Raw genomic sequence first — 13,548 nt, forward strand, 5'->3', positions numbered from 1 at the left:
ATGTTCGGCCGTCTCCACGTGGTGCCCATCGTGGTCGCGTTTCTCGAGGCCTTCCCGCAGGTCACCGCGCGGCTGCTCCTCGTCGATCGTGTCGTCGATCTGATCGAGGAGGGGCTCGATGTCTCGGTGCGGATCGGGGCCCTTCCAGACTCCTCGCTGCTGGCGACACGGGTGGGAGGCATTCGCCTCATCACTTGCGCGAGCCCGTCTTATCTCGCCAAACGTGGCACGCCGGCGACCCCGCAGGAGCTTGCCGGGCATGACTGCATCAGCTTCGGGTCGTATTCGCCGGCCGAGCGCTGGGTCTATGCCGGCCCGACGAAGTCGCGGCGAGTGCCCGTGCATTCGCGCCTTGTCGTCAATACCGCCGACGCCGCAATCGACGCCGCGCGCGCCGGGCTTGGGATCACCAGGGTATTGTCCTATCAGGCCGAGGCCAGCGTCGCAGAAGGGGATCTCCGCCTCATCCTTGAGGACTTCGAGCCTGAGGTCCTTCCCGTGAGCCTGCTGCATCGCGAAGATCGCCTGCCGCAGGCCAAGGTGCAGCGCTTCATCGCGTTTGCCGCGCCGCAGCTCCGTGCGCAGTTGAAGGCCCAATCAGGCCGCTCCCGCTAACAAAGATCGATGCTTCGCTTCCCAAGAGCGGAGCAAGCTGCTAAAGGAAGCCGCCAACCGGTGGGACGCTTCGCGCCTCCGACGCTTCGAGCCTTTGACGCTTCGCGTCTTCGATGCCTCCCGCCCCAAGATGAGGTTGGCCGATGCCCGAAGGGCAGTCACCAGACGCCAAGTTTCCGCTGAACTCCAAGGTCGCGCTGACCTTCGACGACGTGCTTATTCGGCCGGCCGCCTCCGACGTGCTGCCGAGCAAGGTCGATGTCAGCTCGCGCGTCACTCGGACCATCGGCGTTCATATTCCCATCCTCTCCTCGGCCATGGACACGGTCACCGAGGCGCGGCTCGCCATCGCCATGGCGCAGGCAGGTGGCATGGGCGTGATCCACCGCAACCTCAATCCCGAGGCGCAGGCCGCCCAGGTGGCGCAAGTCAAGAAGTTCGAGTCAGGCATGGTGGTGAACCCCGTCACCATCCATCCCACGGCGAGCCTTGCCGAAGCGCTCAAGCTGATGGCCGACCATCAGATCTCCGGCATCCCGGTGGTGGAGCCGGCACAAAACGGCAGCCGCGACGGCAAGCTCGTCGGCATCCTCACCAATCGCGACGTGCGCTTCGCCACCAATCCGGACCAGCCGGTCTACGAGCTGATGACCAAGGAGCGGCTCATCACCGTCAGCGAAACCGTCGGCATGGAGGAAGCCAAGCGCCTGCTCCATCAGCATCGCATCGAGAAGCTGCTCGTGGTCGACGACGAGTATCGCTGCATCGGTCTCATCACCGTGAAGGACATCGAGAAGGCGAGGATCCATCCCCATGCCTGCAAGGACGAGCAGGGGCGCTTGCGCGTGGCTGCGGCGACCAGCGTGGGCGATGAAGGTTTTGCCCGCACCGAGCGGCTGATCGATGCCGGGGTCGATCTCATCGTGGTGGACACCGCGCACGGCCATCAGGCGCGCGTGCTCGAGGCCATCGGCCGGATCAAGCGGCAATCGAATGCGGTGCAGGTGGCCGCCGGCAATGTGGCGACGCGGGATGGCACTATGGCGCTGATCGATGCCGGCGCCGATGCGGTGAAGGTCGGCATCGGCCCCGGCTCGATCTGCACCACGCGCATCGTGGCCGGCGTCGGCGTGCCGCAGCTCACGGCGCTGCTCGAAGCCGTCGAGGTTGCCAAGAAGCACGACGTGCCGGTGATCTCCGACGGCGGCATCAAATATTCCGGCGATCTCGCCAAGGCGCTCGCCGCCGGCGCCGATTGCGTGATGATCGGCTCGCTGCTTGCCGGCACCGACGAGAGCCCCGGCGAGGTCTATTTGTATCAAGGCCGTTCCTACAAGGCCTATCGCGGCATGGGCGCGGTCGGCGCCATGGCGCGGGGCTCGGCCGACCGCTACTTCCAGCAGGACATCAAGGACACGCTGAAGCTCGTGCCGGAAGGGGTGGAGGGGCAGGTGCCCTATAAGGGGCCGCTTTCAAGCGTGCTGCACCAGCTGATCGGCGGTTTGCGCGCCTCGATGGGTTATACCGGCGCTCACAACCTCGCCGCGTTCGCCGCCCGCGCCGAGTTCATCCGTATCTCGCCCGCCTCGTTGCGCGAGAGCCACGTGCACGACGTGACCATCACCCGTGAATCGCCGAACTATCCGCGCGAGGGGTAGGGGCCTACTTCGTCATTGCCGGGCTTCACCCGGCAATCCATTCCACTGGCGTGTCCGCTTACTGAGACGAAACGGAATGGATGCCCGGATCAAGTCCGGGCATGACGTGACGATGTGAGCGCGTGGTCTACTCCACGCCGAGCTTCTTGATCTGGTCGATGATGCCTGGCTCCAGCGTGATCGCCTGTTGGATCTCGCGGCTGCCGTCGGTGGGCTTACCCTTGCGGCTCTTCACCACGCCGACCCCGACCAAGGCTGATGCGTCGTTCTCGTGGATCTTCAACGCCGCAGTGAAATCTTCCATGGCGTGATCGAGATCGTTCTTCAGCACATTGATCCAGCCGCGATCGATATACCCTTTGGGTTTGTCCGGCTCGAGCTTGATCACTTCCGAATAGTCGGCGACGGCGCGCTCATAGTCCTTCTTTTGGCGGTAGAGTTCGGCGCGCTTCGAATACCCTTGCGGAGATTTCGGGTCGAGCTTGACCTTCTGGTCGAGCTCGACGATGGCGCGGTCGAAATCGCCCTTCTGCCCGAAGACGACGCCGCGCAGCATGTAGAAGTCGCCGCGGCTCGCATCGAGGCGGATGGCCTCGTCGAGATCGGCGATCGACTTGTCGTAGTCCTTTTTGGCCTCGTAGGCCGCTGCGCGCATGAAATGGCTGTTCGGCTGCTTGGGATCGAGCGCCACGGCCTCATTCATCTCGATAAGCGCGGCATCGAAATCGCCGGTGGCGGCGAGACCGATGGCGCGGTTGCCATGCGCGGCGATGAGCTTGTCGGTGTCCTTCGATCCGGAGGCGAGGAAGGCAGCGCAGCCGTCGAGCACCTCCTTGATCGAGCCCTTGCCGGTGAAGCAGGGACTGTCCTCCACGCTTGCGGCTGATCCGGGGGACGCCGCCGCCGCAGCCGCCGGGTCGGCCGGGACCAGGACTTGCGGCTTCGTCTGATCGGCCGGAGCTTGCCGATCTTCGGCAAACACCGGGCCACCTAACCCTGCCGCAAGCGCCAGCGTTGCGGCGATGATCGCCGCCCGCGACGCGACGGCTTTGCGCCCAAACACATGCATTCCTTCCTCCATAGACCTGGAATTTCCGAAATTTGACCTTGTTAAAGCTTCACGCGGGCGCCGCGTCAATTGAACTTCTCTTCATGGAGCGAAATCCGCCGCCGCTCACTTTGGCGGAAATCGAGAGTATAAGAGCGGCCAAGGCCGCCACGCTGGCCGACCGTCAGGGGGCAATGGGAGGCTTCAATGTCGATGCAGGCCATGCTGATGCCGGTGTTCGCGCAAGTTGCGCTGACCTTCGTGCTGCTGTTCTGGATGCAGGTCCTGCGCTTGCGAGCGATCAGGCGCGGCCTGGTTCCGGCCTATGCGGTGGCGCTGCGCGAACCGAACTGGCCCGCCCGCGTCACGCAGATCAGCAACGCCTACCACAATCAGCTCGAGACGCCGCTCCTCTTCTACGTGCTGATCCTGCTCGCCATGATCACGCGGACCGCGGATTCCATCCTGCTTGTGTTGAGCTGGCTGTTCGTGGCGTCGCGCTTCGTGCACGCCTTTATCCATCTCACCACCAACCGTATCGGCGCGAGGGCGCCCGTGTTCCTCGTCGGGGCCATTGGGCTCGCGCTGATGTGGATCATCGTGGCCGGCCGCCTCACCATCGCCTTCACCGGATGACCCCAGCGGCTCGCGCCAGCGCAGGCATAGAGGTTCTCGCCGATATCGCGATGCGCAAGCGGCCGGCGGCGGAGGCTCTCAAGGATTGGGGGCTCGCCCACCGTTTTGCCGGCTCAGGCGACCGGGCGGCCATCGGCAATCTTGTGTTCGACGGCTTACGCCGGCGCGCTTCCTGCGCCTATGCCATGGGCGACGATAGCCCGCGGTCGCTCGTGCTCCGAACCCTCGTCTCGAGTTGGGGCGTTAGTCCGGAGGCGGTCGCTGCGCTCGCCGATGGCAGCCGTTTTGCGCCGGCGCCGCTCACGCTTGAGGAACTCGCCGGCCTCAAGCGCGAGCTCCCGGCCGATGCGCCGGCCTGCATTCGCGGCGATTATCCCGAGTGGCTCGATCCGCAGTTCCAACAGGCCTTCGGAGCCCAGGCGGCGGCGGAGGGAGCGGCGCTCGCCACCCGCGCCCCGGTCGACCTGCGCGTGAACACGCTGAGGGCCACGCGGGACAAGGTGCTGCATGCCCTCCGCCGCTTCGATGCAGTGCCCACACCCTACTCGCCCCTCGGCGTGCGGATTGCGGCGGGCACCGGTCCAAGCCGCAGCCCGCATGTCGAGGCAGAGCCGGCGCATGGCAAGGGCTGGTACGAAGTGCAGGACGAAGCCTCGCAAATCGCGACCCTGCTCTCGGGCCCGCGGCCAAAACAGCAGATCCTCGACCTCTGTGCCGGCGCCGGCGGCAAGACGCTAGCTCTGGCCGCCGCGATGGAGAATACCGGTCAGCTCTACGCCTATGATTCCGATCGTTTGCGGCTACGGCCCATCTTCGAGCGACTGAAGCGGGCAGGGGTGCGCAACGTTCAGGTGCTCGACCCCGGCAACGCTGAAGCGCTCGCTGAGCTCGAAGGCAAGATGGACCGGGTGATCGTGGACGCGCCCTGCACCGGGTCAGGCGTGTGGCGCCGCCGCCCCGACGCCAAATGGCGGCTTTCCCCGCAAATGCTCGAGGCGAGGCTCGCCGAGCAGCGCGCCGTGCTCGATCAGGCAGCGCGCCTGGTGAGGCCCGGGGGCCGGCTTGCCTACATCACCTGCTCGGTGCTGCCGTCCGAGAGCCGGGAGCAGGTCGACGCCTTCGTCGGCCGGTTCCCTGCGTTCGGCATCGTGCCCTGGCCCGAGCTGTGGGAGCAGGCGGGGATCTCTGCTGCACCGCCGCAATCGGCTGATGGGTCCGTCGAGGCCTTGCAAATCACTCCCCGAGGCTTCGGCGCCGACGGCTTTTATGTTGCAGTGCTTCAGCTTCGGTGACGGCGCTGCCACGCAGGGGAAAAAAATGCGCAGTGACCCCATTACCTCTTGAAATTGGCAGGAGAGTCACTGAAATGACTCGCGCTTTTGGGGACCTAGAGTCGGCGGTTGTCGCCAGGGCCAGTCCCGCGAAAGCATGGAGGGGAACGCATATCCCATGAGCGTACTTCGTGCCGACACCGAAGAGCCACCCAGTCGCCCGCAGGCGACATCCAAACTTCTCACCAAACCAAATTCTCTGATCAACACTCTGCCGCCGGCCGGCACGCCGCGGCTCGATGCTGTTGTGGTGCGCTTGGAGCGCTTCCCCGTAGGGCCGCAGACGCGCGCCTTCCGCAGGCGCTTCTTCCCCGAGGTCGAGCTTGCCGAATGGAACGACTGGCGCTGGCAGGCGCGCCGGCGCGTTCGCACGCTCGCCGAGCTCGAGCGGCTGTTCGTGCTGTCCGACGACGAGCGCGATGCTGTGGTCCGCCACCAGGGATCGCTGCCGCTCGGCATCACGCCTTACTACGCGAGCCTGATGAGCCGCGACGACGCGTTTGAGCCGTTGCGGCGAACCCATATTCCCGTCGGCACCGAATATCTGAAGGCGCCCGGCGAGGCCGACGATCCTCTCGGCGAGGATGGCCACACTGCCGTGCCTGGTCTCGTGCACCGCTATCCGGACCGCGTGCTGTTCCTGGCCACCGGCTTCTGCTCGACCTATTGCCGCTATTGCACGCGCTCCCGCATGGTCGGCGAGCCTGGCGGCGAATATTCCTTCAGCCGCCCGCAATGGGAGGAGGCGCTCGACTACATCGCCGCCCATCCCGAGATTCGCGATGTACTGATCTCAGGCGGCGATCCGCTGACCTTGTCCGATGACCGGCTCGACTATCTGCTCGGCCGCATACGCGCCATCCGCCATGTCGAGTTCGTGCGCATCGGCACCAAGGTGCCGGTGGTGCTGCCCATGCGCGTCACCCGCTCGCTGACCAGGATCCTTAAGAAGCACCATCCGCTGTGGATGAGCCTGCACTTCACCCATCCCACCGAGCTCACCCCTGAGGTGACCGAGGCCTGCACGCGGCTTGCCGATGCCGGCATTCCGCTCGGCAGCCAGACGGTGCTGCTCAAGGACATCAATGACAGCGTCGACACGCTGAAGACCATGTATCACGGGCTGCTCAAGCGGCGCGTGCGGCCCTACTACCTCTATCAATGCGACCCGATCTCGGGCTCGTCGCATTTCCGCACGTCGGTCGATAAGGGGCTGGAGATCATGCAAGGCTTGCGCGGCCACACCACCGGCTATGCCGTGCCGACCTATGTGATCGATGCGCCAGGTGGCGGCGGCAAGATTCCGCTCCTGCCAGACTACGTGCAGGGACGGGACGGCGACGACCTCATCCTGAAGAACTTCGAGGGCAAGATCTATCGCTACACCGATCCGCAAGGGACGGTGGGGGCGGATCGGACGGCTAGCGCCGAAAACCTGTGATGCGCATCGCTCTCGTCTACGATCTGCGCGACGATTATCGAGCGCTTGGGCACTCCGAGGAGGAGATTGCCGAGTTCGACACCATCGACACCATCGACCAGCTCGAGGGCGCGTTGCGCGCGCTCGGCTGCGAGGTCGAGCGTGTCGGCCGCGGGCAGGTGCTTGCCGCGCGGCTTGCCGCCGGGATGCGCTTCGATCTCGTGTTCTCCATCGCCGAAGGGGTGAGGGGCCGCTCGCGCGAGGCGCAGGTGCCTGCGCTCTGCGAGCTGTTCGACCAGCCTTATCTGTTGTCGGATCCGCTTACGAGCGCCGTATGCCACGATAAGGCAGTAGCGAAACGGCTGGTGCGCGAGGCCGGCATTCCGACGCCCGCCTTCATGGTGGCGACGTCCGATGCGAGCGAGATTGCCGCGTGGAGCGACTTCCCAGCCTTTGTCAAGCCGATCGCGGAAGGGACCGGCAAAGGCTGCGAGTCCGCCTCGGTGGTGAACACGCCACAAGAGCTTGCCGCCGCCGCGGCCAAGCTCTTGCAGCGCTATCGCCAGCCGGTTCTGGTCGAGACGTACTTGCCGGGCCGCGAGTTCACCGTGGGCATCGTCGGCAACGGCAAGGATGCGGCCGTGCTCGGAGTCTGCGAGATCCTGCTCAAAGAGGACGCCGAGGCCAATATCTACTCGCTGCACAACAAGGAGCGTTGCGAGGATTTGGTCATCTATCAGCGCGCCGACGACGGGGAAGCCTGGGCCGCCGGGCGGCAGGCGCTAGCCGCTTACCAGGCGCTCGAGTGCCGGGACGCGGCGCGCATCGACTTCCGTTCCAATGCTTTTGGCGAGCCTTATTTCCTGGAAGCCAACCCGCTTGCCGGGCTGCACCCGCATCACTCCGATCTTCCTATTCTCGCCGCGCAGAACGGTGTCCCTTACGTCGAGCTGATCGGCAGGATCCTCGACGCCGGCTTGGCGCGTTACGGGCTTGCCCGATCCGACACGGAGCGGGAGCGGAGAAGCGCCTGATGGCGCTCGAGCCAGGCGGCTTCATCCCCGTCGTGCATGCTGCGACGCGCGAACGTCCCGACGAGATCGACACGCTGCTAAGCGCCGAAGCCGTGGCCCGCGCGCTTGGCGAGCTTGGGCATGCCACCGAGATCGTTGCCGTCGAACTCGACCTCAATCACTTTTACGCCTTGAAGGGACGGCAACCGCTTCTCGTGTTCAACCTGGTCGATGCGGTGAGGGGGGACGGGAGGCTCGCCCCGGTGATCCCCTCGCTGCTCGATGCGGTGGGGCTGTCTTATACCGGCGCCCATTCCGACGCCTGGCTTGAGACGCTGTCAAAGGTCGCCACCAAGCTGAAGCTCGAACGCGAAGGCCTGCCCACGCCCGGCTTCTCGCTGGACGGCGCCGGTCTAGATCCTGGTGCAGAGTTCATCGTCAAGGCAGTGTGGGAGCATGGCTCGCTCGGGCTCGATGAGAGCTCGGTGGTGAAGGGCGACGACGTGGCGCGCGTCATCGCCGACCGCAGAGATCGCTTCGGCACCGAGCATTTCGCGGAGAGCTTCGTCGAGGGCCGCGAGTTCAACCTCTCTCTGCTGGAACAGCGTGGCCGCGCCACCGTGTTGCCCATCGCCGAGATCCTGTTCGAGGATTGGCGCGAAGGGAGCCCACGCATCGTCGGCTACGATGCCAAATGGACGAGCGGCAGCGAGGCTTATACCGGCACGCCGCGCCGCTTCGGACTGGAGAGGACGGAGCCCGTGCTCGCGGCCGAGCTGGAAAAGCTTGCCAAGTCGTGCTGGGACCTGTTCGGGCTTGCCGGCTATGCCCGCGTCGATTTCCGCGTCGATCGCGAAGGCAGACCGACGATCCTCGAGGTTAACGTCAATCCCTGCCTCAACCCCGACGCAGGCTTTGCTGCCGCTGCGGCTCAAGCCGGCTTCTCCTACCGCGACCTCATCGGCGGCATTATCGATGCCGCGCCGCGAGCCTTGCCAGCTCTTCCCTGACATGCTTCGCATCTAGCCATGTTGCGCATCCGCAAGGTGGCCGACGCCACGACGGCGCCGAACCGCGCCGCGATCGAGGCGGCGCAAAAGATCATGCGCGAGCAATTCCCGGCGATGCCCGACTACGACATCGCCAAGCTCCCCGACCAGCTTTCCAACCCCCTGAAACATCGCTTCGTGTCGCGCCTATTCGTTGCCGAGAATGCGCGCGACCAGACCCTCGGCGTGGCGCTTCTGCTGCACGCGCCGGATATCGGCTTCTCCTATCTCGAGATCATCTCGACCGCGCTTGGCCGCACGGGGAGGGGGATCGGCGCCACGCTTTACGAGCGCGTGCGCGAGGAGGCGCGCGCGCTCGGCACCCAGCTCTATTTCGAGAGCCTGCCCGACGATCCGGCGCTCAGCCCCAACCCGGAGATCAGGGTCAACAATGCCAACCGGCTCAAATTCTACGAGCGCTATGGCGCGCGGCCGATCGTCAACACCACCTACGAAACGCCGATCACGCCAGGCACCACCGACCCGCCTTATCTCTTGCTCGATCCGCTCGGCTCGAACGACCTGCCGAGCCGAGACAAAGTGCGGAAAGTGATGCGCGCCATCCTCGAGCGGAAATATGGATCGCCCGCGCCGTATGTGCAGATGGTGGTGGACTCGATCGTCGACGATCCAATCCGCTTGCGCGAGCCGCGCTACACCAAGCGCCCGCAAAAGGCCGAAGTGCGCGCGCCTGGCGAGCCGCGCATCGCGCTCGCCCTCAACGACGATCACACCATCCACCACGTGCAGGAACGGGGCTATGTCGAGGCGCCGGTGCGCATCCGCTCGATCATGGCCGAGCTCACCGCTTCTGGCCTGTTCGAGCGAATGCCGACCAAGCGCTTTTCCGACCGGCATATTCGCGCCGTGCACGACGGCAGGCTCGTCGATTACATCCGCAAGGCCTGCCTCATCGCCGGTCCGAAGAAGTCGATCTACCCTTACGTGTTCCCGACGCGGAACCCGGCGCGGGCTCCCAAGGACGAGACGGTGCTCGCCGGCTATTACTGCATCGACACCTTTACGCCGCTCAATCTCAACGCCTATCTTGCCGCGCGCTCGGCGGTCGATTGCGCCCTGACCGCGGCGGAGAGGGTGTTGGAGGGCGCGGACCTCGCCTACGCCCTGGTACGCCCCCCCGGCCATCACGCCGAGACGCGCACCTTCGGCGGCTTCTGCTATTTCAACAACGCGGCGATCGCCGCCAACCTGCTGTCGCGCTACGGCCGCGTTGCCATGCTCGACATCGACTACCACCACGGCAACGGCCAGCAAGAGATTTTCTATACCCGCTCCGACGTGCTCACCGTGTCGATCCACGGCCATCCGAGCTTCGCCTATCCGTATTTCACCGGCTTTCGCGACGAGACGGGGATCGGGCCTGGCGCCGGCTACAATTTGAATTTGCCGCTGTCTGAGCACATCACGCCTGAGCAGCACCGCAACGCGCTTGGCGAGGCGCTTCGTCGCATCCGCCGCTTCGGCCCGGCCTTCCTCGTCGTGTCAGCCGGCTTCGACACCGCGCGAGGCGACCCCACCGGCACCTGGTCCAACCGCGCGAAGGATTTCGAGCAGCTCGGCCACATGATCGGCGAGCAGGGCTACTCGACTCTCGTGGTGCAGGAGGGCGGCTACCGGGTGCGCACGCTCGGCACCAATGTGCGGAATTTCTTCGCGGGCCTCGTCACCGGCCATTCGGCGGCGCGACAAGTGGCGCCAGCACTGGCGCGAAGCGCCGGTCAGCGTCCCGCGCAGCGCGATGGGCTCGAATGGCGGAGCGCGGTGATGGCCGACGATGTCGGGCGGGTGCGCTCGCTCGTCGCTTCGACCGGCTTCTTCAATGCGGCGGAGGTCGACGTCGCGGCCGATCTCGTCACCGAGCGGCTCGCCAAGGGGATTCGCTCGGGCTACCACTTCATCCTCGCCGAGCGCGGCAGCGGGCTCGTGGCGTATGCCTGTTACGGCCCGATCGAGGGCACGCAAACTTCGTTCGATTTGTATTGGATCGCGGTATCCCCGGAGGAGCAGCGCAAAGGTTTGGGCCCGCAGGTGTTCGCCCGCGCCGAGAACGCCATGCGCAAAGCCGGCGCCACGAAGATCTATGTCGATACCTCTTCATCCGACCGCTATGCCGGCACGCGCGGCTTCTATCAGCGCATGGGCTTTGTGGAGGATGCGAGGCTGCCGGACTTCTACGGGCCCGGCGACGCCAAAGTCATCTATGTGAAGGAGCTCTCTCCCTTTCCCTGAAAGGGAGAGGGTTGGGGAGGGGGTCATCGGCGATGGATGAATACTGACCCCCACCCGGCTTGGTTAACACCAAGCTGACCTCCTCCATTCAGGGGGAGGGAGCTGGCTGCGGTTGACTCCCCACGGGTCACGGGGGATCGTCGCCGTCGAGGAGACACCTGAGGAAGGCAATGCCTCGTCACGTATCTGCGGGCCTCAGCCGAAGGTCGGCTCTCGCCCTTTTGGGCGTCGGTGTTGGGATGCTCGCCGGCTGGCGCGATTCGCTCTCGTCGGCGCTGGCCGGAAGTTCCCCGAACCTCGACGGCGATCTCGGCAGTCTCGAACCCGGCCAATTCATCTGGGACCCCGAGCGCGCGCCCAAGGGACCGGTCGCCATCATCGTCTCGATCCCGAAGCAGCTCGTCTTCGTCTATCGCAACGGCATCTTGATCGGCGCCTCCACCGTCTCGACCGGCAAGCCGGGCCATTCGACGCCGGCCGGAGTCTTCACCGTCCTCGACAAGGCCAAGGTGCACACCTCGGCCACCTACGGCGAACCGATGCCGGACATGGAGCGGCTCACCTGGAAAGGCATCGCGCTCCATGTCGGCGACCTGCCCGGCTACCCGGATTCCCACGGCTGCGTGCACCTCCCGCCCGACTTCGCCGACGATCTCTACGCCATCACTGAGATCGGCACGCCGGTGATCCTTGCCGGAGGGCATAGCGACCCGGCGTCGGTGGCCGATCCCGGACCCATTCTCGGCACCACGGCCAAGGAGGAGATCGAGGCCAAGATCGGGGGGAAGCCCATTCCGTCGCTGAGCCCGGATGCGGTCATGTCGATCCTTGTCTCGCGCGGCGACATGAAGATCTATGTGCTGCAGAATGCCGAGATCGTGGCCGAGGGCGCCGCGATCATCAAGGATCCGTCAGAGCCGATCGGCTCCAACGTGTTCGTGTGGCAGGGCGGCGACGCGCAGGGCTCGACCTGGGAAGGCATGGGCTTCCATGCCGATCCCTCTGTTCCCACCGCGCCGGGTACCGACGTCCTTCAGCGCATCGATGGCGCCGCGGGCGTGATGGATGCGATCAGGAATCGCATCAAGCCTGGGACGGTGCTGGTCACCACCGATCTTCCGGCCTCGCCCGAAACCCGCAGCGGCAGCGGCTTCACGGTGATGGACGCGCCGTCGAGTTGATCACTCACTCCCCCGGCAAGGGGAAGGGCCGGGGTGGGGTCAGGATACCGGTACAACTTCGATGATGACGAAACCCGAAAGAGTGCGCGTAGTCTTCGAGACCCTAAGTCCTGCATGCTTGAGCAGCGTCTCGAACTCCTGAAGCGTGCGCACCCGGCCGCCACTGATCACCATCATATGCAGGTCGAGCATCACGGCGCTCGCATCATCGGCTGCCCCCTCGGGGAGCAGCCGCTCGACGATCGCGAGCCTGGCACGCGCCTTCATGCCATCGCGACAGCCTTCCAGGATGGCGCGGGCCGCCACGTCGTCCCAATGCTGGAGCACGCTCTTCAGCATATAGAGGTCAGCCTCGATGGGAATCTCGGCGAGGAAGTCGCCGCCGACGAGGGTTACGCGATCGAACACGCCGTGGGACGTCAGAAACTTCCTGGCGCCGATAAGGGTCTCGGGCAGGTCGAAGAGGATGCCGTGCTTGTCCGGATGCGCCTGAAGGATCGCGGCAAGCAGGCCGCCGTGGCCGCCGCCGATATCGGCCACGCTGCCGGCACCGGAGAGATCCAATGCCTCGACGATCGGGCCGGCCCCGGCGAAGGTCTCGCCCGCGAGATAGGCGGCGAAGATGTCTCCGCCGCGAAAGTTCTCGTTCCGCCACGCCCACACGTCGGTGCCGAACACATGCTCGAAGGCCGGTGCGCCGGTTTGCAGGGTCGAGACGAGATCGGCCCAGGGGCGCCAATATTGCTCGACCACGATCATGACCTTCTCGCCGAGGCGCGACGGTGAGCCCGCGGCGAGAGACCGGCCCAAGCTTGTCAGCGTGAAGCTGCGCTCCGGGCTTTCCGCGCAGATGCCGATGGTGACCAGCCCCCGCAGGAAACGGAAGAGGTGCGGCGGCGAAAGGCTAAGTTCTGCCGCCAGTTCCTCGGCGGTCCAATGGCGCGTGCCCATCCTGTCGGGGAGCCCAAGCTTCACCGCCGCATAGGCAAGCGCCGAAGCGTGATACGCCTCGATAGCGGCGCGCAGCCGATCCTCTTGCTCATGTAGATCGTCGGACACCGCCCTTCCATGACACGACTGTCATGCCCGCGAAAGCGGGCATCCAGTACTCACTGGTCTCGTAAGTCTATCGAGGACAGTGGTTACTGGATCGCCGGTCAAGCCGGGCGATGACAAATGGAACAGTTCGGAGGTGATGCAGCCCATTGCCGACTCGGGCGTCATCCGCTAACCAACGCCATGACGGACCACCCGGACAAAGTGCTCATCGTCGATTTCGGCGCGCAATACACCCAGCTGATCGCGCGGCGGGTGCGGGAGGCCGACGTCTATTCCGAGATCGTGCCC

The 13,548-nt window shown here is 65.4% G+C and carries 11 protein-coding genes; 9 read left to right on the forward strand and 2 right to left on the reverse strand.

The annotated features are described in order from the left end of the window. Positions 1–615 (forward strand): LysR substrate-binding domain-containing protein (locus ACREC7_RS12815; RefSeq protein WP_431556078.1); only part of this gene is annotated, 615 nt, incomplete at its 5' end. 143 nt (positions 616–758) lie between these two features. Beyond that, positions 759–2,273, forward strand: a complete 1,515-nt coding sequence (gene guaB / locus ACREC7_RS12820; RefSeq protein WP_431556079.1) for an IMP dehydrogenase — start codon at positions 759–761, stop codon at positions 2,271–2,273. Positions 2,274–2,400: 127 nt separating this feature from the next. On the opposite strand, the gene ACREC7_RS12825 is transcribed toward guaB, so the two are convergent. Continuing rightward, positions 2,401–3,342 carry a tetratricopeptide repeat protein gene (locus ACREC7_RS12825; RefSeq protein WP_431556080.1) on the reverse strand — a complete coding sequence of 314 codons (942 nt, stop codon included), beginning with the start codon at positions 3,340–3,342 and terminating at the stop codon, positions 2,401–2,403. 186 nt (positions 3,343–3,528) lie between these two features. Between ACREC7_RS12825 and ACREC7_RS12830 the strand changes: the two genes are divergently transcribed. The 7 genes from ACREC7_RS12830 (at position 3,529) to ACREC7_RS12860 (ending at position 12,201) form a co-directional block, all read left to right on the forward strand. Further along, positions 3,529–3,957 carry an MAPEG family protein gene (locus tag ACREC7_RS12830; RefSeq protein WP_431556081.1) on the forward strand — a complete coding sequence of 143 codons (429 nt, stop codon included), beginning with the start codon at positions 3,529–3,531 and terminating at the stop codon, positions 3,955–3,957. Continuing rightward, positions 3,954–5,249 (forward strand): RsmB/NOP family class I SAM-dependent RNA methyltransferase, encoded by a 1,296-nt coding sequence (locus ACREC7_RS12835; protein WP_431556082.1) that lies wholly within the window; start codon positions 3,954–3,956, stop codon positions 5,247–5,249. The genes ACREC7_RS12830 and ACREC7_RS12835 overlap by 4 nt, the downstream gene beginning before the upstream one ends. 157 nt (positions 5,250–5,406) lie before the next feature. Continuing rightward, positions 5,407–6,729, forward strand: a complete 1,323-nt coding sequence (locus tag ACREC7_RS12840; protein ID WP_431556083.1) for a KamA family radical SAM protein — start codon at positions 5,407–5,409, stop codon at positions 6,727–6,729. Then, complete coding sequence (locus tag ACREC7_RS12845; RefSeq protein WP_431556084.1) at positions 6,729–7,742, forward strand: D-alanine--D-alanine ligase family protein; 1,014 nt, start codon at positions 6,729–6,731, stop codon at positions 7,740–7,742. Before ACREC7_RS12840 ends, ACREC7_RS12845 begins: the two co-directional genes overlap by 1 nt. Then, positions 7,742–8,731 (forward strand): D-alanine--D-alanine ligase family protein, encoded by a 990-nt coding sequence (locus ACREC7_RS12850; protein ID WP_431556085.1) that lies wholly within the window; start codon positions 7,742–7,744, stop codon positions 8,729–8,731. The genes ACREC7_RS12845 and ACREC7_RS12850 overlap by 1 nt, the downstream gene beginning before the upstream one ends. Before the next feature lie 18 nt (positions 8,732–8,749). After that, positions 8,750–11,020 carry a GNAT family N-acetyltransferase gene (locus tag ACREC7_RS12855; RefSeq protein ID WP_431556086.1) on the forward strand — a complete coding sequence of 757 codons (2,271 nt, stop codon included), beginning with the start codon at positions 8,750–8,752 and terminating at the stop codon, positions 11,018–11,020. Positions 11,021–11,190: 170 nt separating this feature from the next. Then, entirely contained in the window at positions 11,191–12,201 is a 1,011-nt protein-coding gene (locus tag ACREC7_RS12860; RefSeq protein WP_431556087.1) for a L,D-transpeptidase family protein, read from the forward strand. 39 nt (positions 12,202–12,240) lie between these two features. Here the strand turns inward: ACREC7_RS12860 and ACREC7_RS12865 are convergent, their stop codons facing one another. Further along, positions 12,241–13,260, reverse strand: a complete 1,020-nt coding sequence (locus tag ACREC7_RS12865; RefSeq protein WP_431556088.1) for a methyltransferase — start codon at positions 13,258–13,260, stop codon at positions 12,241–12,243. Positions 13,261–13,548 lie beyond the last annotated feature (288 nt).

Origin of the sequence: Methyloceanibacter sp. (assembly GCF_050728395.1) — a bacterium.
Lineage (GTDB): Bacteria > Pseudomonadota > Alphaproteobacteria > Rhizobiales > Methyloligellaceae > Methyloceanibacter.